The following is a 21,176-nucleotide window of genomic DNA, read 5'->3' on the forward strand; positions in this document are numbered from 1 at the left end:
CGTCGCCCCATGCGCACCGTCACGCAGTTCGAGCAGGGCATCCGGCCCGGGTTAGTCGTCCATCCCGCTGCAGACGATCAGGTCGAAACGACCCGTCGGCCACTCCTGCAGTTTCTGGGCGCAGGCCGCCGGAAGCGATAGAACGTTGAGTGTCGGTCCGAGGGCTGGCGCACCTCGTAGCCGCTGCCTCGATATCCCCCCGAGAACCGCTGGCCGAACGCAAGCGTCAGCGCCTCCACGCTCAGCACCACGTTCCAGATCCTTCGTGGCCCCACTTGCCGCTTCGCTTCCTGCGTTACGACGGCCAGCGCAACGGCCCCGATGACCGCGGACTGGTACCGGAGTTCAGGCACCACTCGCCGAGCTCCCGCGCGCCTGCGATCAGACGAAGACCTCATCGAGCAGGTCCCGCAGCGCGCCGTTCAGCCTCGGGTCGCCCTGTCCCTGCAAGGACAGGTACAGCGACAACGGGTCCACGACGGTGCCCGCGCCACCCAGGCGGGTGGAGTACGCCCAATGCTGCACGTCTGCATAGCCCTCGCCGGCCACGGGAAACCATTCCGGCTCCGGATGCCGACGGAAGCAGTCTCGTCCGATCGCAGCGATCGGACGCGATGGCGCCGCCAGTTCGGTGAGAACGGACAGGCCGGTTTCTCCCGCAGCACGACAATGATCGGCCAGCAGCATGTCCAAGCCACTTTTGCCGATGCAAGTGGTGCGCAGCACCGGCGAGCGCAGCCGCGGCAGCGCGACCGCCCACAAGGAGCGGCGCGCTTTCAAGAACCGTAGCTTCGTCTCCCGCCCCTCGCGCTGGGCGCTGACGAGGTTAGCCGCCACCAGTTCACGGGCGACCCGCGAGGCAGTCATGCGTGAGTAGCCTGCCTCGCGCGCCAGGTCGAGCGGCACCCACGGGACGCTGCCAGGGATGCCGCGCTCCTCCAAGTCGGGCCGCAACAGGGCCGCGATCAGAACCGCTTGTGCCGGATGGCTCAACCGCTCCCCAGCGGATGTGAGCACCCTTGGAGACGAATCGCGCTCGCGTAAGCTCATCAGGAAGCTCGGAGCGAACAGTTGGCTACCAGGCACAACGAAATCCACCCGAGACTCGATGAGCTTGGAGCGAATGTAGGGCGAAACGCCGGAGAGCACGAGAATGACCCTCAAGCCGGCCTTTTCCGCCAATCGATGCACCTGCGCGATCAGCCGTAAAGGTGGCAACGGTTCCGTCTGCGCCGGGACGGTGGCCAGCAGCACCCTGTGGCCGAGCAGGTCAAGCTCGGCCAGGCCGAATAGGGTGGCGAGGAAGTGGGGTAAGCCGCGCGTCTTGGAGCTGGGCCAGGGCTCGAGCTCACCGACCATGTCGGGTAGTAGACCCTGAAGATAGCGGGCTGCGGCGTCGAGGTCGTTCATAGCAGCGAATGTAACGGAGGTTCTTTACCGTAACAAGGCGCGGTGACAGTGAAACTGCTCTGTTACAGTCCAGTGCACCAGGCCCCTGCTACATCGCCAGGCGAGTTCCCCCGTTCAGACGCCAGCTACTCCCTCCGACTCCGCACGATTTGCCGGATAGCCCTCGGCAGTGGATTACTAGAGAGAGGTTTGTGACTATTACCGCGTAGTTGTAACGAACAGCATTTGCATGGGCTATTCATTAGGCAGCACGATTGTGTCGTAGTTGAAGTCTCGAGGCCGCTGACCGGTTGCCTTGATTGCTTCTTCGACGGCTCTATCGAGCATGAGCAGGTACTTTTTAACGATCTCGCTCCCCCGCCCCTTTTTCATCTCTTCTTTTCTCAGAAAGAGTTCCTGGATCTCCTTAAGTGCACTCACAGCCGTTGCTGATTGCTGCAGCGCAATCGCCAAGGATCGGTTCGGCACGTCAACATAGTTGACTGAATCGAAAGCCTTATGAAGCTGGGTCAGATGCGCCAAGATCAGCCGGGGGCCGCCGAATCCTCCCTCGAACTGCGCCAGCATCAGTGTCGCTGGAAATCGCGCATAGGAAATCAGCTCTATGAGGGACTGTGTGACCTCCCGTCTCCTGACTCTGGCGTGCCAAAGGGGGATCAGTCCCGCGGCGATGATGGCTGCGATGCTGCCGATCGCTTGCACCCACGCCGGCCAGTCAAGCGCTAACGTGGCGGATTTGGGACTCGGCTTGCTCATGAGTGCCCAAGTCAAGACGGCTCCTGCGGCAAAGGTCATCACAGCGACCACCGCCCAATCTCTGTCAGTTCTTCCCTGCTTCATGGCGTTCCTCCTCCGGCGTGCTGGTTTCTACCGTTCGTACGGGGCCTGTCGCGCCGTGCTCTCGGGCGCGGTCGAGGATGAACTTTGGGGGGGGCGTGTACGTCCTCCAAGTCTTTCGGGGAAAGAAGCCTTGATCGAATGGATGGCCTCAAGTCTTAGATTTCCTGCTATTGGGTTCTTGTGTCGGCTCGCCCACTCTTCTGGGCGCGGTGCGGCGTGGCTTGCTTTGCCTGCTTGGCGTTGCCGTGTTCGCTCTCCCTTGTCGGAGTGCCTCGGTAACTTGCCGAGTGGTTTCCTTCAGTGACGTCAGCTGCGCCTCCAAGCCATCAGCCCGCGCGTTCACGCCTTCCAGTCGGCGCAATGCCTGTTGCTCGCGGTTGGCAGCAGCAATGGCTTGTTGCTCGCTCTCTCGCAATGAGGTGGCCAAGGCCATGCGCTCCCGCCCCCACTCCTGCTCGGCTGACCGCAACGCCTGGCGATGCCGGTCAACCTCCGTATGGGCACGATCCTCCACTGCCCTGACGTGCGCCTGGAGCGCCCTCCTCTCTTCTTCGTGAGCGGCCGCGGCCTCGCCCAGACTGCGGCGTACGGCATCCAGTTCCTGCTCGAGTCGCTCCGCCCGTCCATAGGCTCCATCGCGTTGGCGCAGCAGGTCTTGTACTTGTGCCGTCATCTGGGAGACCTGTGCCGCCAACTGCTCCGCGGTGGTGGCGGCGGCCTGAGTCTGGACCTGAGCCTCCCTTTCGCGCTTCTGGCTGGCCTCAATCGCCAGCGTCAGGGCCACCCGGTCCTCCTCCAGCAGGCGCTCGCGTTCCTCCAGTGCGTGCCTGGTCGACTCCAGCTGGGTCTGAGCGAGCTCGCCGGCATCCTGCAGCGCGGCCTGCCACAAACGCTGGCTCAGGTGAGCTACCCGCTCTGGGATGCCTGGAACCGCCGCCTCAATGGCGCGCTGGCGCAGGCGAAAGCCTACGGTCTGCCACCAGGTCTCCAGCCAACGCGTGACGGTGTTGGGCGAGCCGGTGCCCAAGTGGGCTCGGATTCGCTCGACGGTGGGACGTTCGCCGGCGGCGATGATGTCGTCCGCTGCCTGGTGCACATCCAGTTCGCTGATGCCCTTGGCCATTGGGTGTCCTTCTGCGGAACGGTGAGAATTGGCAGGCCATGTCTGATAAGGCATATTTATCAGATGTAGCTCAACCTAATCATAGTGCACAATACATAGTACATATGAATAATATCACTGCTGCGTCAGGGGAACTCGTTTCGGGGCTGGTTCCGGAGCGGCTGGCCACTTCCGCCGCAGAAGCGGTGCGAGACATCCTGCAGGAGGCCGAAGCGCCTAACACCATTCGCAGCTACGCCGGCGCCCTGCGCTATTGGGCGGGCTGGTTCGAAGGGCGCTATGGCAGGCCCATCGCCCTACCCGTCCCCCCGGCGGCAGTGGTTCAGTTCATCGTGGATCACATGGGGCGCTCAGGCGATTTGGGGCTTCGTTGGGATCTGCCTGCAGACTTGGATAGTGCCTTGGTGCATGCGGGCCTGAAGAAGAAGCCTGGGCCGCTGGCGTTCTCCAGCCTGGTCCACCGGGTGGCGGTCTTGTCGGCGGCCCACAAGCAGGCCCGCCAAGACAACCCTTGCGAGGATCGCGCCGTGAGGACCCTACTGTCCAAGGGGCGCAGGGCTTCTCACAAACGAGGCGAGCGCCCGGCCAAGAAGACCGCGCTGTCAGCCGCAGATCTGCGCGCAATGGCGGCCACCTGCGACACCTCGCTCAAGGGGAAGCGCGATCGCGCCCTGCTCTACTTTGCCTTTGCTAGCGGCGGGCGCCGCCGCAGCGAAGTCGCCGAGGCGACGGTGAATCACCTCACCCGACTGCCCGAAGGCGGCTACACCTATCGCTTGGATCACGGAAAAACCTTGCAGTCCGGGCCAGTGGTTGGCAGCAGCCCCGACAAGCCCATCCTGGGAGAGGCAGCCACCGCACTGCAGGACTGGCTGGACATGGCCGAGATTACCGACGGCCCCCTGTTCCGGCGCGTCTGGCCACGGTCATTGGGCGGCGCGCTCAGCGGCAAGGCGGTCGCCGCCATCGTTAAGGACCGGGCGCGGTTGGCCGGTCTGGACGGGGACTTTGCCGGCCACAGCCTGCGCTCGGGCTTTGTTACCGAAGGTGCGCGGCGTGGGGTGGCCCTGCCGGCGCTGATGGCGATGACCGATCACCGCTCCGTGGCCAGCGTGATCGGATATTTCCAGCAGGGCGGCGTCGGCAGCAACCCCGCCGCGCGCCTGATGGATGAGGACTGAGCCTCCGGCCCGAGCGGCCAGCAGTGCGCGTTGAATGTGCCCCGCTCGGGCCCTATCCTGCACAAGACGCGCACCATCCACGGCAGGAATCAGGGGGCAGCATGAAGCTAGTCAAGGCACGGATCCGAAACTTCCGTTCTGCAGAGGATTCCGGAACGTTCGATGTCGGAGAGCTGACCTGCTTGGTCGGTAAGAACGAGGCGGGCAAGACTGCAATTCTGACGGCGTTGTTTGGTACCCGTCCCATCGCCGACCAGTTTGCTTACGACACGGTGCACGATTACCCCCGCCGCTTCCTCACGCGGTATGAGGAACGCCACGACGACGAACCCGCACCGGTTGCCACCCTGACCTGGGAGCTCAGCCACGAAGACCAAAAGGCGGTCGCCGACGTCCTGGGTGCCGGCGCGTTAAGTAGTACGACCGTTGACGTAACGACAGATTACAGTGGCCACAGCACTTGGAGCATTCACGTCCAACCCAGACGATGTCGTTGCCGCCTCGAATACCCGTGCGAGCAGCTCGGATTGGGCTGCTGTCGATTCCGACGACATGCCTCACGGTACCTGTCCAGTCGGGGTACTGCTGTTTCAACGCTGGCATGACGATCATCTTGACCGCATAGTTGATTTTCAACCCGGCCTTAGCCGCCGGCGTGGCTTGCCGGTCACCCACCCAGATGCCCATGACACGATCTCCGTCGTAGGAGGTGATCTTGCCGCCCTCTTTCCTGATGATCGTCGCTGCACAGTGCAGGAACGCTTTGTAGATCTCTGCACTCAACTGCCAGGCTTCGGTGTCGACCATATTCGTTGAGCCGTTCAGGTCCGCGTACAAAACAGTGGCACGATCAAACTCCACTGCGTCATTGCCCAATCGCAGATCTTCTGGATCGGGTACAACTTGACCTCTCCGTGTAGACCATCGGGTTTGTGCTATCGCCTGCACGGCGGCCGTCATCTCTTCCAGCAGTGCCACCGTCAGTCCCTCGGCCCAGCTTCGAGAATGCGGGAGCGAATTTGTTCGCATGCCGGTGCAATCAAAGCCCGGGCGTCCGGGCCAGGGGTGTATCGGTAGGGGACGGTCGTGAGCCCCGTGAGATCACTGGGAAGCTTCAGCTTGTCTTCGCGCGGCTCCATCAAGAAGGCGCGCCGACGCCCCAGGAATCCAATGAACATACCCAGTTCAAAGACGACGTTGTCGCGCATGACAGGCCACTCGTCACCGCGGCTGATGACCATGTCATCCGCGTGGGCCACGGCAATGGCAAAGTCTGCCTGTTCCAGCTGGCGCTCGAGCTCGTCAAGTGTGTAGTTGGCGGCGCGGAACACCCCGTGGTCCCATACCACCGTCAGGAACGGGTCGTGCTCGAAGTGCTGTACCAGCAACCGCGTGACAGGGAGCGCCTCCACCGACGACATCACAAAGACCCGGACCTGTCCGCGAGGTTGGGTAATCATGTGATTGCGCTCTTTTAGACGGCGCGAAAGGGTCGCGGCCAGCCGCCGCCAGATGACGGGGTGTGAATCCGCAATCCTGCTGAAATCGATTTCCGGCACCTTTAGCACTACGGTCGGCTCGCGTGCAGTAACAGTTGCCGCCCGCAGTTGCGCCGGTTCGATGGCTGCCATTTCGCCGACGTGGTCCCCAGCCCTTCGGGTATTAACCACTTTGCCGTTGACCAGCACGTCCACGGAGCCGGAGACAATGAAGAAAACGTCGGTCTCTGGGGCGCCCTGAGTGATAAAGGCCTGCCCTGTCCCCACGTCGAGCAATTCCCCGGCCTGTGCCAGCTGGGCTGCGGCCGCGTCCAAGCCGGCCAGCAGGCGGAACTCAGCCAAGGCGGCGATCAGTCGCCTGCCATCATCCGCCGCGAGGCGCTCGACGATCCCAGTCCCCATACTGCCCCCTTGAAAGTGTGAACTGGGTCCCAATATACGCCCAAAGGAGCTGGAATGAATCCGGCTGCCAGCCACGCCGTAGGCGACGCGACCCGCCCGGCCTGGCCTCCTCTTGGGCGCAGGGAGTAGCACGATGGGACACAGCTGGAAAAAAGATCGCACCAAGAAGCGCATTGCCACCCGTTACGCCGAAGTCCGCGACGTGGACATCCGCGATTACAAGCGGGAAACCTCGCTGGTGGATATTCCAGTCAATCGCGCCTATCGCGTCCAAGGGGCGCATGTCTACATCGACATCGTCAATCTGGCGGACATGCTTAGCTGCACTGACATCGAAGGCGAAACCTGCCACAAGCGGGCCCTTCGATTCCTGAATCAGCACTGCCGCGCCGTCCATCGCATCCTCGTTGAAAGTGATGCCATCCGTGTGGACTTTCACAACCAGCGGCTGCATGCGGTTGTGACCAAGCCGTACGGCGATGCCAACGAACGCGCCCGGATCGAGCGCGCGGTTGCGATCGCCCAGCTCGCCATCGATGTGCTGGCTGAAACGGGCGACTCGGACGCGCACATCCCCAATGCCCAGGTTCGTGTCGGCATTGACAGCGGGATGGCGTTGGCCGTCAACAATGGTCGTCGCGCCAGCCGAGAACCTCTTTTCTTAGGCTCCCCAGCCAATCAGGCGGCCAAGTGTGCCGGGCATGGAGGGGCTGAAGGCATCTACCTGACGCACGGCGCACGTGCCGTGCTTGAACTGCCTACCTTGACCGGCAACAAGGACCGCACCACTTCGCTGACCGATGCTCAGATTTCCGCATGCGTCGAGGCCGCTGCACTCGGCATTTCCAAGTCGCGCATCATCGAACTCTGGAAAGATGAACAGGCCGAGCTCCCTATCGGCGAATTCAAGTTCAGTCGACCGACGCCTCCGCTTTCTGATCTGGACTTCTCCCTGCTCAGCGCGGCGAACTCAAGGCGATTTGATGGCGTTTCGATCTATGCCGACATTGACGGATTCACCGACTTCGTGGACAAGCACTTAGAGGAGGATCCCGAACATCTGGTTCGAACACTGCACGTATTGCGCTCTGAGCTGGATGCGGTCGTACACGAGGATTTTGGAGGGCGTCGTGTCCGTTTTATTGGCGACTGCCTTCATGGGGTGCTGCTGGAGGGCACGTCACAGACGACAGATGCGCAGGACACGGTCAGCACCGCTGCCCAGTGCGCGGGTGCATTGCGCAGCAGTTTCTCCACTGCCCTGGAGCAACTGAGCGCCGAAGGCGCGGAAGTGGCAGAGCTGGGATTGGCCATTGGCTTCGAACTTGGCCCCCTTGCCATTTCCCGCCTGGGCATGAAGGGGAGCCTTCTGCGGTGTGCCACGGGGCGAGCGGTGTTGGAATCTGAAGCCCAACAACGACTCTGCGACGGTGTGGAGACGGCCATTGGTGAAAATGCCTACAAGGCCGCCAGCGCCGCGATACGGACCGTCTTTACCGACAAGCGAAAGGCGGCGAACCTAGACTATGCCGCAGCGGTGGAGGAACTCGCCGCATCCGGGGACCGCGTGGCGAAGGCAACACTGGAGGCACACTACGCTGAAGTGGCACCCGCAGTGGCTCCTGCGCTCGCGCAGCCGATCCGTCCTCATGTGGCCGCGACGTGACGCCAAGGCCTTTGGAGCTGCTGCAGCGCGTGGCACCGGACTACGGTGCCACGTTGATCGTAGACCCTGTCGGGGGGCTGGTTGGGATCACAGTGGTTCGGGCCGGCGGAGCCGAGTACGCATTTAGATTGCTCGTCTCCGTTGCAGGCGAGCACGTCTCAGTGCGCGAGATCGCCGACCCCGGCATGCTGCCGGGGTTCTGTCCCGATCGGCATATCAACGGTGACCGTAGCTTCTGCCTCGGCTGGGGAGAAGACAATCCGAGCCGGATCCAAGACGAAGCAGCAGCGAGGCATTGGTGGGCCACGGTCTACCAGTACCTGACCTACCAGATCGGCGCGAACGCCCGCCGGGTCTTTCCTGGAGCGGAGAACGGCCGCGCGCACGGTCGTGCTGCGCAGCATCAGGCCAATGCTGAGCAGGCAGCCGAACGACTGGGTCCGGCATTCAAGGCAGATGTGCTCGCGGGGCAGTTCATGGTCCGCAAGGATTCGCGCCCTCAGAAGCGGAGGCTCGAGCTCTGGCACGGCAAACTACTCCTTGCTCGGGTGTCGACGCGCACTGAAACCTTGGTCGGGAGACCCCCAGTCTGCCCATGTGGCCGCGATCCTGACGGTGCGATCACTGCATGTGGCGACCACGCTGCGGCCCTGGTCACTTTCATCTTGGAACAGCACCGATGTGCGCTGGCCGACACAGCTTTCCTTGAGGATTGTGCGGCTGCAGGAGCGCGCTGCTGCGGAACGCTGGACATCTGCGGTCTTCGATCTGCCATCAAACGAACACAAACCGTATCCCTCAAGACAGAGAACTCACCCCGTGCAAGAACCTCAAAATTCTGGCGGCCACCCGCCAAATCAAAGCGACCGCGTTAGTGCCGCTTGGCAGCAGCTGAATTTGGTCTTGGGCTTCTTCTCCCGTGTAGACACAAAACTCTCGGTCGGCCTGGGTATCAACCTGGGCATGCTTGCCATGATCGCGACGCGGCTGCCGAAACTTGATGAACTAACGGCCCTGATCTCGGTTGCGGGCGTTTTGTTCCTTACACCGCTTACTGTTAGCTTCTGGCACCTGTGGTACGGATATTTTCCGGAACTGCGAGGCGGGTCAAATTCGCTCATCTTCTTTGAACGGGTGTCGAGCATGGCCGAGCACGAGTTCTTGCAGAAGTGCGCGGAGCGTACGCTGATGGAGTTCGAGGAAGACCTCCTGGGTCAATGTTGGCGCAATTCCAAGATTCTCTCGTCAAAATTCAGCTGTTTGAAGTACGCGTACATTGCCACTGTTCTGGCAATCGCCCCATGGATGGCACTCATCGTTGTGCTGCCTCCGCCGGCAAAGTGACACACAAGTGGCTTCTGCTCATCCAGTTGTTGAGCCGGAGCCCCGGGCAGCGCTGACAGGGCCGGGCCTTCCGGCCCAAGTCGGCCCAAGGTGAGAAACGGTGCTGGCCATTGCCGGAGTTTGGCCATCGGCTATCACACGCACGTCGCAGTTAGCTCCCTTTCGGAAGGGGATGCCAGCCTAGACGTGCAGCAAACTCACGACGATAGACGGTGTCAATCTGGGGCGGGGCTCGCCGGACGTACTCTTCTGCGAGCGTCGCAGTTTGCCCTGAGAGGCTTGCGAGGTAGGCAACTGCTTCTTCCACTGATGGGACGCGTTGATTTTCCCCGTTGAACTTCGGTGGCAGCGCCGTCCATAGCACAGTGGTAATCCCGCGAGCAGCGGCCCAGTCAGCGAGCCCAGGAATACTCGCCGGTGCTGGACAGCCATGTGTCCAGACCCCCAAGTGTCGCTCCATGTTCTTTGAGGGAATGGCTTCCCGCTCACGCAAGGCTCGCTTGGCGTCGCCCTCGTCGTCGGTACCAGCCTCAACCCAGAAGGAGGTGACAGCAGACGCGGCCGCATGCATGACCAACGTAAGCCGTCCATTGCCGGATTGCCTTAAAAACTCTACGCAAACCGTTGGCCCGTCTGCCAGCCACCACGAACCGGTAGACCGTCGGGTTGCCATACCAGCGACCCCCAACCAAGATAGGCAATCATCTTGAGCCTCTACTCGACTGCGACAGCCGTGCCGCCCACCACAAGCGGCTCATTTCGTAATCGGTCGAGCCTTTAGTCTCTGCGCTCACCATCCTGGATGCCTCCTCGTCTCAACAAGACTCTGTATTGATAGCGCTACCGCGCCATCTGCCGCGATGTTGCGCTGCAGGGTCCGACGCCGGGCGAGAAGAAGCGCGAAGACGGAGCATGCTGCTGATTGCGGACTACCCGCAAGAGCGGGTGACGCATGCCTGGGAGATAGTCGAACCCGCTGTCTTCAAGCTCAAGTACGAGGCGGGAGAGAACCTCATGCTGCAGGAGCAAGCGGCGTCGCGACGATGCAATCCGAACACCCCGGCACCCTGTGAAAGGAAGCACGAAATGGCTGAAGTACCAGAACAGCTCTTCGGCAATGAGCTGGATGGGACTATCCTGCCCCACCAGTAGCAGGCAATCGTGCAGTGCACGCCCCAAGGCAAAGCAGTCATGCCGTCTGCCCTGCTCATGGGCGACCCTCAACATCACCACTAGTGCCGCCAGGCTATCCAGAGTGCCCAGCCCGCACAAGCCCTCGGTGATCTCTCGTAACCGACGGTCTCGGCGGACAAACATGCCGGCTCGCAAGCTCGCTCCGCTGAACACTTCCAGTTGCACAGGTGCACTGAGCGACATGAGTATTGATTCTCCACAACCGCCAAGTGCCTCGTGGACATTCAGAGCGGCCCAGACCGGTGAACATAGAACCATGCGGGAGCCGGGATAGCGCGCCTCGGCTGCTGCCTGCGTCGCCTGGGACGGGACGTGTTCCGCATGGGCATATTTCACCCACACATTGGAGTGGCAGCCGGGACGCTCCGGGGATATCGACTGTCCGAGCGCGTATGCGCTGGATAGGCCCATTCGGCTTCGCAAGCATTCAAACCACAATCCGACACTGAGTGATCGCAGGCAGTACGGCACGGCTCGGTTGGCGGGAAGTATGCTCGTGCTTGCACGCATGCGGGCAAGTCGCGCCTCGCCGTAAAAGGGTATCTCTTTGAGCGCCATGGCCGTGCCCCTCCCCATTCACCTTTGATGGGTAACGAAACGCGAGTTTGTTACTCCTTCCACCATCCGTATTAGAGGGGCAGAATCAGGAGGACACAAGCGACGGGGTGTGACCACGCCATGACGGAGCGGACCAACGAATCAATCCTGGCCCCGGAACGCCGTGAGATCGAAAGAGAATTGACCTTTCATTTCGGGCCTCTCATCGGCTATGAAAACTTGCCGCGAGCTCTTGGCTATCGCTCCAGCCACGCGCTCCGCCAAGCAGAGGCACGCGGAACCTTGCCCGTGAAGATATTCAAAGTGCCCGGCCGCCGCGGCAAATTTGCCTTTGCGATGGACATCGCCGACTGGATGGTTGGGCTGAGGGCCGCAATCAGTCCGCCGGCAGTATCTGGCACCCCGCAAGATGAAGCGGCTGCTCTGAAGCCCAACCAGGAATGACGCCCCACAACCCAAACTCAAGGGGCCGGGCTTGTAGCGTTTCAAGAACAGACTCAAGACGTCCCCGAAGATGCGCTCGCCGAGCGCCGAGGAGAGTACCAAGAGCCGGAAACTAACATCTCCGAACCCTGGAAATGACTTGCCCCCGTTGGCGCGGGGGCAAGTGACATCTGTTGGAGCAGATGGTGGTGAAACTCAGCCTGTACCCTGAGGCTCACCCTTTTCCTTGACAAAGTCAAGCGACTTCCCGTTCGCGCGGAGGGGTGCGCCCATTTCCTCCCCATCTCATATGGCGGAGGCGAACCTGAATGGGCACCTTGTTCCAATCTCGAGACCGGGCAGACGTTCGCAAGCCGACGGCTGAGGAGCAGGATGATGACCGCAGGAAAAAGCGCGACCGCCAAACCGACGGACGAAGACCGCCGTGAGGGGCATCTGCCCCATTCCCCTCTCGAGCTAGCACGCGGCAAGCGCGACCGCCGCGAAATCTTTGTATTTCAGTCCCCGAAGAATGGGCGGACCGTAACGGTGGCCGACCTGGTCAACTTTTGCCAGGCGCTGATGCTCGAATTTGACCCCCAGGTGGAGATGTATGTTGAGAGGCCGCGTCGAATCACGGTAGGCGAGAAGCGCGACCTTGAGTTGAGCTTCTGGGTCGGGCGGAGGGATGGCACCCAGCACTACCAGTTTGTAATCCCTACAAAACGGGTGGCTTCACTGAGCGTTGGCTTAGTCAAGCTTCCCGCAGATGACGAGCTCATCCACATGGCCTTGAATCAAGGGCTCGTATTGCGACTTGTCCACGAAAACTCTCTGGCATCTCGCGCCAGCGAGGTCGCTGTTGCCTACGAACTACTTCCGCTTGTCTGGGCCAATGCAAAGATCGCGGGGGCCAGGCAGTTGGAAGTGAGGATTGAGGACATGCTCCAGAACGTTGAGCGCCTCACCATGAGCGCATTACAACTGCAGACGGGCCAGGCCCGGTTCGCAGTGGCTTGCGCAGTGGCAAGCCTCGTCTACACCGGCCGCGTACAACTCGTGGACTATCGCCCAGGGGATCCGGATGCCCTCGTGGAGGTGCGTCATGGCTAGGTACGAAATCTATGATCAGGCGACACTCGACGAGTGGTACTCCCCACATCCGGTTGATATTGCACCAGATCATCTCTCCAAGTTCCGCGTGGCCAAGGAAGCACTCACCGCCTTGCTTCTGGGCCGTTCCACCATCACCGCTATATCCCGGAGATATGGAATCTGCCACAAACGCCTGAAGCGCATGGCAATGAAAGCGCCCACGATAGCCCACGATGGCATGCCGCACGGATTTCGCGTATGCATTCCATGGGGCAGTTACTCGACTGAGCTTTCCTTCGAACCCGCGGAATTGCCGCTGGTTCCAGGAAGATTTGCGTGGCACAAAGTCTCCGAAGCTGTGCCGAGTGTTAAAGCCTTGATCGATGGCTTTGCAACCCATCTGCCGCCGGGCCGCCCTCCAAGCGCGTTCGTAAAATTGCACCAACGAGTCCTTGCGGAGCTGAAGCAGCACAACCTGGAGGACAAATTCCCCCTGAACGATCCTGGCAAGGGGAAGCGCTCGCTGCTTGCTTTGCTCAAGCGGCGGCAGTCGGCAGTAGCCGACGTGGACCTTTATGAACCTCAATCGGCATCGAACGCTCCTGTCGCTTTGGAGCAAGCAGTACGGATGGGCCTGTTCGCCAGAACGGAGTTTGACGCGCACCAAATCGATGTTGAATGCAAGATCTCCATCGATATGCCCAATGGCGCGCGTGTTACGCGCAAAGTGTCACGGCTATGGCTTCTCATCGAAATAGAGACTGAATCCAGGGCGGTAACGGGATGGCTTCTCTGTGTCGGCCAGAGCTATGACAATCTTGATGTAGCGCTCTGCTTGTCCAAGTCAATGGAACCCTGGGCTCCCAGGGACCTGACGATCCCGGACCTCTTCTACGCACCTGGCGCTGGAATGCCCGTCTATCAGGCAGCAACGCCGATAGTCACGCGCTCGGCCGCTGTCGCACTGGACAACTTCCTTGCGCACTCGGCCCATGCACTCGAAGCAGCATTCTGCAGGGCTCGGGGAGGTGTGATGATCTTCGGAAAGTCGCACACACCGCGCTCACGACCCATTGTAGAGCAATTCTTCTCGCGCTTGGAACGTGGTGCGCTGCGTAAGATCCCCGGCGGTTTTGAGCCCGCCAAACGGCTGGGGGAAAACAAGATCAGGATCAGCAACTTCTCTCCGGATGCCCATCCCATCCAGATGCACCTTCTCGAGGAGCTCCTGGACGTCATCATAGCCAACTACAACGCGACGCCTCACTCCGCACTCGGACAGATGACGCCGCTAGCGTATCTCACGAATCGCAAAGAGTCAGCGTTTGCGTTTGCGCCGGAAACCTGTGGCCTGGATGCTGCAGATATGGCTTCGACAATCGTAAGCCTGCCCGTAAAAGGCAACAAGGATAATGGGGAGTTGCCCCATGTCACCTACTTGTATGCGGACTACCGATCCCCTTCCCTTAACGATAAATGGGGACTGATTGGCACCAGGATTCTTGCGCGCGTGAATAGGCGCGATCTTCGTTCAATCGTGCTACTTCAAAGTGCCACCGTGCCATTCGGAGTGGCTACCGCGCGAGCGCCTTGGTCGCGCGCGCCGCATGACGAGAGGACGCGAAGGATCATCTGTCGTTGGTCCAAACAGCGCAGTGATTTCTCAATCGCTGGCGTGGAGTGTGCAATTGAAGCCTTCATAGCGCATCTTCGATCTACTGCAGACACGTCCCAACCCGCAGTCGACCAACTTGCGCGCTTGCAGCAGTTGCACTTCGGCCGTCTGCCCGACATTCGGTCCCAGCCAGCTCACATCCCGGTAAGAGTCCCCCGGGGAGGCAAGGTGAATCTTGATGACTAGATCGGACCTTGCGGAGGCCATCATGGCCGTCCGTCGCCTTGACCCCGACCATCCACTTTTCATTGAGTCTGGCTACCGTATCAACACGAAGCCTGTCGAACGCATGGCGGATTTCGTTCTGTACAACATTCAGCAGGGTCATCATGGGTGCTCTCTTTATTCAGAGAGCGGGGTTGGCAAATCCACGGCGCAAGACTATCTAGTCGAAACCGACTGGCGCTGGCTCGTGGAGGACGGACGCCGCGCAGGTGTGGCCAGGGCAATCGTCGCAACCTCAGATGCATGCAGGAGCCCGCTGAGCTTCTGGCACGCGCTTTCACATCAACTGGGAATGCCGCGCTGGTCATCGGCCAGGCCTCACGAGCTGAGGGCACGAATACACAATCACATGCGCGCCGCGTGTGGGCACGCCGACGTACGCAGGTACGTATTGTTCATCGACAGTGCTCAACGGCTCACCAATCTTGAGTTTCAGTGCTTAGAAGATCTTGATAACTTGATGAGCAAGGACAGGCTTACTCTCTTTTTGGTCTTTGTGTACCAAAGTGACCAGCAGGGCATCGAGCTTGGCGACATGTGGCAGCACCATCCGTCACATGTTGTTCGCCGGTGGTTTCTGGACTCAGCCCCATTTCTTCCTCTTGCGGCGCGAGATGAGGTCAGGCATGCCCTGTCGCGCTACGACGGCGCAGCATGGTGGCCGACAGAGGACATGCCATTTTCTAGATACTTCGCCACCGACGCATTTGATCGCGGATGGCGGCTGGAATCTGAAACGGAGATGATTTGCGATGCTGTGTCCGCCCTCCGGAGGGAGGTGGGACTTCCCGAACATAGTGGCTGGCCGATGTGCTCCTTCACATCGACCGTGCGGAATCTGCTAACGAACGCTTGGTTTCAGCAGAGTTTCGAACGCTTCACTCCATCTGACGTCCGTGCTGCGCTTGTGCATGTCGGGTACCTGCGAACCGAGTTCATTCGCATGCGCGAGAAGATGTCCGACAAGGCAATCGCCATCATTGAGAAGATACAGAATACGGCAAACCAGGTAGGGGGAAGCAATGAATAGCTCTCGCGCCGTAAATCCTTCTACGCCTCGGATTGTCGGCGCAGAGCATGAGTTCTATCCATACATATCGGGCTACGGCGTGCTGCAGCGGATCGTTGCACTGGGCATGCCAACAAGTGAGCAACTCATGATCATGGGGGTGAGGCGTAAGACTGGGCGCTCCATGCTCCGCCCTTTGCTTCTGCCGGGCCGGGTGCAGGATACTTTTGCGTCAGCCATCGAAGTCCGTGACGTCACAACGAAGAATCTATGGAATCCGGCCGCGTGGCTTCCAGTTCAATCACTTCGACTTCTCGCGGGTAGTGAGCTTCCATATATGCGGTGCCCCGCATGCGCACTTCACGGCTACCATTGTTCACTATTTCTCCTTCCTTCCATCTCTGCGTGCCCTTGGCATGGCGAGAAGCTCATCAGCCACTGCGAGGCATGCGGAAGGACGCTGGGCACCAGTTTTGACCACTCCGGTGGTCTCGGGACTTGTACTTGTGGATTTCAGCCAATCGACGCCCACACAGCGCTACTGGACGTCAGGCAATTTCCCGCTCGTGAAGTGTCGCAGTGGGTGGATGACTACCTTCATTGGGCATCACGCCAGCGGGCAGGCCGAGTGATTCACTTCCCCAGTGATGCGCAAAGCTGGCCTTCAGCTCTGGCGCGCCTGATTGATAGAACGACTCCTATGCCGCCCGTCCACCAGGACGATGGCAATGCTCACGTAAGGTATGAGGCTTTCCAGCCATCCGCTGACGATCCGGAGCCAGGGGCGTTCTGGGGCTGGGCAATGATTGGCGGCAACTCGGGCCTCATGTGCGCTCCGCTCCCATTGATGGCCTACGATGCTTTGACGCGGGCCACTGCAGCGGCATGCGCCAGGGTCGGACTTGAAGGCCTATCTGTCCTGAGCTTCCGCTCAACGCACTACGACACCCAAGGACCCACTGAGGTAGAGCGGCACGAGTCGTTCCTAGCTCCCTATGGTGTTTCTGCCAGCGGCGCGACTTGGCTCAATCTCTCGGTTGTCGACCCGATGTTAACGTTAGCGTGCGGCACAGCGCTGGAGCTGGCCGCTGCGGCCTTTGGTATCGCGAACGACAAGCCGGATAGGTCCCCTTCCGTAATCGTCGCTTCGGTATTGGACAGCATTAAGGGAAGATCCGCCTTGGTCGACGCGCTTGTGTGGGTTCTGGCAACCGCTTATGAGGAAGGCTTGGCGTTGACGCTTGCAAGGGTGTTCAAGCTGAATCCGAAGGATGTACTGCCTTCAGGTGGGTATCCGGTCATCGAGCTTCAGGGTTCCGCCCGTTCCTTGAGAGAAGTCCGGGTCGCCTGGGTGACACCTCGAAAAACAGCTAGAATCCAGCAGAAATCCTAAGGCAGGCAGTTCTTAGCAATTTTTGCCATCATTGGGGCAACGGCACTGTCTCGTGCCGGACTGCGAACGGCAGTAGCCTTCATGCGAGTACGCAACACAAGGGGAGGCTTTGCCGCCGCGTGGGCTAATTGGCAATTCTAATGAACCCCCGGCAGTCGTGGGCGTGTTTTATGGGCTTCCGGAACTGTTGGGCGTTATTTATGTACTTCTGGAAATGCCGGGCGTCTTTGGTGAACTTCCGGGAATATCGGGCATCTTTGGTGGACTTCCGGAAATATCGGGCATCTTTGGTGGACGGAAGCTGCCAGGAAGAGGCTAAGCTCACCCCATCCATATCTTCTAAAATCAATGCGTTAGAGGCCGGGCGTTTTCGGTGCGGCAGACAGCTCGTTCCTCCGCTAAGGATGAGTTTGCAGCATGATCGAGATGGATCTCCACAACCGCATAGATCCAACCGGCTCCTGGGCCGGTTTCGTATTTCAGGGCGGGCACATGACCACGCCCGAAGGTCATCAGTTTGAGCCATGCGGCATGGCCTGGTGCTCCCTGGCCTGCAACATTGCCCGCGAATGGCGGCTGGTGATGGCCGAGGCGGCTCCCCGGGCATCACCAGCACGGAACGCTCCGACCGCGGCGAAATCCAGCGTCATCTACCTGGCCGAAGCGCTCAGAATTCGCCGATCGGCGTGCGTGATCCATCGAGGCGGCTGAGTCGCCGTCAACGTTTAGGGCTGAGCTGCAGACGGCAAAAATAGCTCGGTGCTATTGGCGCCTCCCGAGCGTCAGCTGGCGCTGATGGTGGCTGGGCTCTTTTTGCACGAGATCGGCGTCCGTGATGCATCACGAAAATAGGCGAGATGGTGGCAGCATTGATCGACGAGAAGCTAGGCAGGACCTTGCTGGCCTTCTTCTGAGAGGAGAAATCCGCGAATCGACTCGTATCCGAACCCAATGGGCCACTGGGTACATCCTCTGTTCGTGGGTGAGGGGCTGTGCCGCCGGCAAAGCACCGGCCCCCTACTCTTCCTTGAGGACACAAGACGCGAAGCGGAGCTGGCGCGTTTGACGTCCACGCCGCAGAGCATCACGCGTCGGTGTGAACGACTCGGATGCCTTCACGCATCGCCCGATCATAGACCGACCTGGCAAGTCCGTTGTCCTCAATGATCAGCCAAGATCCGGTGACATTGTTGCTGAGCATGTAACGGGAGACCTCCCGCGCTACCCACTCGACAGTGAGGCCCGCGCCCCGGCAGCGGCTCGCGATTCCCTTCGCTTCGAACGCGAGATGGGTTCCGAGGGCGACGCGTTGACACCCTCTGAGTGCAGACAGGATCTCGGCAGCGGATCGAGCCGCGTAAGCCGGTAGCGCACTCCGCAGGGCGACAATCTCCTTGACTGAAGGGCCAGACGCTGCGAATACCAATGCCAGTTCGGCGTATTGCCGTCGGCGGAGGTTCAACGTCCAGCCGGGATCAGACCCATCCCAGACATAGGCATACTCATTTACCGAGTCACCAGACAGGTTGCCTGCAACGACCCCGCTCAGATCATTCGGGATGGCAACGTGCGGCATGGGGTCTCCAACGGGTCAGATGGCTTACGGACTGGGCAACGCGGCCTGACTCTGCGCACCGCTGTAGCCAGCGCCAAGCAAGTATGTCACATCAGGAGTTCACTCCCGCCCAGAATCGCACATCCCCGCAGCACGATCGTACCCAGCGCACTGCGCCACCCCTTTCCCACATGGAAACGATAAGAGTTGGTCTTGCAAAGGCTCATGTGCAGGCGCTTGATCAGGCGCTTGATCAGGCGGCGCCACCGAGAAGAACCCGGTGATGTTAGGCAGGAGTGTCATCGGGAAATTCCACGAGTCCCAAGGCGTTTGGCGGATACAAGACGGATGCCCTGGAGGCCGTAATCAATGTTCTTGGCTCAACTACGAGAGACGTGTATGACTATTGCCCTCAACCGCGTTGCAGGAACTAGATTTTTGGTGTGTGTCGCGGCAGTTCTTGGATCTGGGTGTGTAGATTCGCCTACTTCATACCGCGTGGAGGGTGCGAAGACCGATTTTTGTGTCCCTGGCACTCTAGATGCGACGCCGTCCCGGCGCGGCCACGAGGATCCTGTGGTCGGCGGCTTTACGCTGCATGGTTGCTACTCCGCCCATAGCGAGGCTTGTATTGGTCCCGATAATTTGATCTCGGCAGCGGTGGTAGCCAAATCGCACTTTCCTGGCAGAAGGTTTGGCGACCTCCCCCAGGGGTCCCATCTGCGTACGAGCGCTATTGAGGGCTGGCAAGGAGCGAAGACGCTGGAGAAGGGGCTGCTTGCCGTTCCTGACGGTGGCGACAAGGGCCACTTTTTCGTATGGCGCCCGAGTGCTCGTACCGCCACACAGCCGTCGGATGACGATGAGCTAATGGCATCGTGTGACACGTTGGGCAACGTTTCCTGCAGTCGTGTAATTCATGGAGACGACTTTGCTGTGACCTATTCCTTTGTCACAGAGAAGGAAGTTCCGAACGACTTCAGTTCATTAGACAGGCAAGTCCTGAATGAAGTCGAGCGGATGAGATGTAGAAGATAGAAATCTGCCTCGATGAAGTCGCCAGTATTGAGCCCGCGGACCTTACATCCATATTCCCCTCCCATAGATTGCGGGAGGGGGCTCGACATCGTCCATTTGTGTGACGCATCACGCTCCGGCGGGCGGTCTAATATGGCGGCTGCTCCGGAAAATCTCCATTGGACCTTTCTCACTTCCCGCCGCTCATCTGCTCCGCTTGCTTTTGAGGCGAGCCCAAAGCCCCTCGTGGGGAATGCCATTGATGACGCTCAGCGAAGAACGCGCCTCATTAAGTGAAATGAAGTGCATGAAGGAGGCGCAGCCCGCACTAGCGATAAGCCCCCCAGAAGCCAAAGCCGTGAATCCCTCCGCCAGGCCCTGTCTGACCCCTGTAATGAGTAGGGCAGCGCCTAGTGCAGCAAGCACCACATAAGCAACAACACTCGCTACCATTTCCAGCTCCAGCCAGAATGCTCTCGTGCGGTGCGTCTTTGACCACGTCACGGCCTGTCCCATTTCATCCATTCGCAGAAAGCCTGCGCTCATTGCCAGTCGACGCAGCTTCTTTGAAGGCCAGCTCAATCGGGCAACATGACAAATTAGTTCTGCAGGGATGGCCGCGCCATATCGGTGCAGGATCACCTCCTCTAGCCAGAGACCGGAACTATCCAAACTGTCGGCCTTCCAGAGTTCCAGAAACTCCTTCCGGCGTTGGCGGCGCGTTGCGCTGAGCGCAAATATCCCCTTGATCAGGGGCACTGCGGCCAGCCCGACCAGCACGGCAATCGCGATCAAATCTCCGTCCTTCACTACGCTCGATATCTCAGTGGCGTTCAAAATTGCTCCCCTTCTCTGAGAGACTGCTGGCAGGAGCAGGCATCTTCGCCGCGACGCATCGCAAAAGTTGAGACGGGGTGCGGCCTGCCGCGTTGGCCAGGTGACGGTCCGCGGTCGCGAAAGGGGCGGGCAAAGAGCTTGCAATATCAAACACCGGCTTCTTTCGATGCTAGGCAGCTCGCGCTCTCGCGCCTACCGAGCCCTGCCCCGTCGATGTGCCGGCATAGGCGTCAGGTACTTTCGCATGTGCTCCAGCCCCCTCCAACGGTAGTGCCAGCGCTGCACCCGGGTGCGGGCAACCAGGCGCGTCCCATGTTGGCGCGCAACCAAGATGCTGAATGGTTGGAGCGGACCAAGGCTGCGTTGAAGGGCTGCTGGTGCTGGGGAGTGCTGGACAAGCCTGTCGCAACTGCCTCGCTCACAACCTCGCCGGGCAAATGCCGACACTCGTCATGCGTGCACCACCGACATCGCCAACAGCCTTGCAGCGCAACGCTCCAGCTTCATTGCGCCATATGCAACGATTCTGAAATTGTTGAAAGTGGTGACGTCATCGGCCCTACTGCATTGGCATCACGCATAGGTCCGCGTATTCCTTGCCCTGCCACCGTGCATCGGTGGTCGGGATTCGAAACCCCGGTTGTGTGGATGTTGCTCGCACTTGCCAGCCGGCACCGCTTCGCGCGGTGCCGGCTGGCAATCCGTCAGTCGGCTATGGCGGGCGGTGCGT

17 protein-coding genes are annotated in these 21,176 nt (G+C 60.2%); 10 read left to right on the forward strand and 7 right to left on the reverse strand.

Annotated elements, in window-relative coordinates; all coding sequences use genetic code 11:
• Window positions 1–381 precede the first annotated feature (381 nt).
• From NSQ78_RS11625 to NSQ78_RS11635, 3 genes are all read right to left on the reverse strand, one after another.
• The gene (locus NSQ78_RS11625) at window positions 382–1,410 is read right to left on the reverse strand and encodes a hypothetical protein (RefSeq protein ID WP_049402763.1); all 1,029 of its coding nucleotides are present in this window, start codon (window positions 1,408–1,410) and stop codon (window positions 382–384) included.
• Between the two features lie 234 nt (window positions 1,411–1,644).
• The gene (locus NSQ78_RS11630) at window positions 1,645–2,250 is read right to left on the reverse strand and encodes a hypothetical protein (protein WP_033836002.1); all 606 of its coding nucleotides are present in this window, start codon (window positions 2,248–2,250) and stop codon (window positions 1,645–1,647) included.
• A gap of 148 nt (window positions 2,251–2,398) precedes the next feature.
• A complete protein-coding gene (locus NSQ78_RS11635) occupies window positions 2,399–3,373 on the reverse strand; it encodes a DNA-binding protein (RefSeq protein ID WP_049402764.1) in 975 nt (324 codons plus the stop codon).
• A 104-nt stretch (window positions 3,374–3,477) separates the two neighbouring features.
• Here NSQ78_RS11635 and NSQ78_RS11640 point away from each other — a divergent pair, with 104 nt between their 5' ends.
• Entirely contained in the window at window positions 3,478–4,554 is a 1,077-nt protein-coding gene (locus tag NSQ78_RS11640) for a site-specific integrase (protein ID WP_049401586.1), read from the forward strand.
• A gap of 360 nt (window positions 4,555–4,914) precedes the next feature.
• Here NSQ78_RS11640 and NSQ78_RS11645 read toward each other — a convergent pair whose 3' ends face one another.
• Window positions 4,915–5,532: an adenylate/guanylate cyclase domain-containing protein gene (locus tag NSQ78_RS11645; RefSeq protein WP_339206149.1), complete on the reverse strand. Its 618-nt coding sequence runs from the start codon at window positions 5,530–5,532 to the stop codon at window positions 4,915–4,917.
• Window positions 5,533–5,534: 2 nt separating this feature from the next.
• On the reverse strand, window positions 5,535–6,455 hold the full coding sequence (locus tag NSQ78_RS11650; protein ID WP_088428977.1) for a TIR domain-containing protein: 921 nt from the start codon (window positions 6,453–6,455) through the stop codon (window positions 5,535–5,537).
• 133 nt (window positions 6,456–6,588) lie between these two features.
• On the opposite strand from NSQ78_RS11650, the gene NSQ78_RS11655 reads away from it, so the two are divergent.
• The 9 genes from NSQ78_RS11655 (at window position 6,589) to NSQ78_RS11695 (ending at window position 17,748) form a co-directional block, all read left to right on the forward strand.
• Entirely contained in the window at window positions 6,589–8,121 is a 1,533-nt protein-coding gene (locus NSQ78_RS11655) for an adenylate/guanylate cyclase domain-containing protein (RefSeq protein WP_064238533.1), read from the forward strand.
• 597 nt (window positions 8,122–8,718) lie between these two features.
• Window positions 8,719–9,465 (forward strand): Pycsar system effector family protein, encoded by a 747-nt coding sequence (locus NSQ78_RS11660; protein ID WP_126412175.1) that lies wholly within the window; start codon window positions 8,719–8,721, stop codon window positions 9,463–9,465.
• Between the two features lie 912 nt (window positions 9,466–10,377).
• Window positions 10,378–10,617, forward strand: coding sequence for a hypothetical protein (locus NSQ78_RS11665; protein WP_154803402.1), 240 nt, complete (start codon window positions 10,378–10,380; stop codon window positions 10,615–10,617).
• Window positions 10,618–11,337: 720 nt separating this feature from the next.
• A complete protein-coding gene (locus NSQ78_RS11670; protein WP_024956858.1) occupies window positions 11,338–11,661 on the forward strand; it encodes a hypothetical protein in 324 nt (107 codons plus the stop codon).
• A gap of 375 nt (window positions 11,662–12,036) precedes the next feature.
• Window positions 12,037–12,753, forward strand: a complete 717-nt coding sequence (locus NSQ78_RS11675; RefSeq protein ID WP_049401583.1) for a hypothetical protein — start codon at window positions 12,037–12,039, stop codon at window positions 12,751–12,753.
• Entirely contained in the window at window positions 12,746–14,596 is a 1,851-nt protein-coding gene (locus tag NSQ78_RS11680; RefSeq protein WP_024956856.1) for a hypothetical protein, read from the forward strand. Before NSQ78_RS11675 ends, NSQ78_RS11680 begins: the two co-directional genes overlap by 8 nt.
• Before the next feature lie 22 nt (window positions 14,597–14,618).
• Window positions 14,619–15,665 carry an ATP-binding protein gene (locus NSQ78_RS11685; protein ID WP_072167141.1) on the forward strand — a complete coding sequence of 349 codons (1,047 nt, stop codon included), beginning with the start codon at window positions 14,619–14,621 and terminating at the stop codon, window positions 15,663–15,665.
• An 826-nt stretch (window positions 15,666–16,491) separates the two neighbouring features.
• Window positions 16,492–17,037: a hypothetical protein gene (locus NSQ78_RS11690; protein WP_154803403.1), complete on the forward strand. Its 546-nt coding sequence runs from the start codon at window positions 16,492–16,494 to the stop codon at window positions 17,035–17,037.
• A gap of 417 nt (window positions 17,038–17,454) precedes the next feature.
• Entirely contained in the window at window positions 17,455–17,748 is a 294-nt protein-coding gene (locus tag NSQ78_RS11695; protein ID WP_149901820.1) for a DUF3653 domain-containing protein, read from the forward strand.
• Between the two features lie 373 nt (window positions 17,749–18,121).
• On the opposite strand, the gene NSQ78_RS11700 is transcribed toward NSQ78_RS11695, so the two are convergent.
• Window positions 18,122–18,613, reverse strand: coding sequence for a hypothetical protein (locus tag NSQ78_RS11700; RefSeq protein ID WP_064238535.1), 492 nt, complete (start codon window positions 18,611–18,613; stop codon window positions 18,122–18,124).
• 1,200 nt (window positions 18,614–19,813) lie between these two features.
• A complete protein-coding gene (locus NSQ78_RS11705) occupies window positions 19,814–20,404 on the reverse strand; it encodes a hypothetical protein (RefSeq protein ID WP_064238536.1) in 591 nt (196 codons plus the stop codon).
• Between the last annotated feature and the right edge of the window lie 772 nt (window positions 20,405–21,176).

It is taken from the genome of Stenotrophomonas sp. FSL W7-1447, assembly GCF_037966425.1.
Lineage (GTDB): Bacteria > Pseudomonadota > Gammaproteobacteria > Xanthomonadales > Xanthomonadaceae > Stenotrophomonas > Stenotrophomonas pavanii.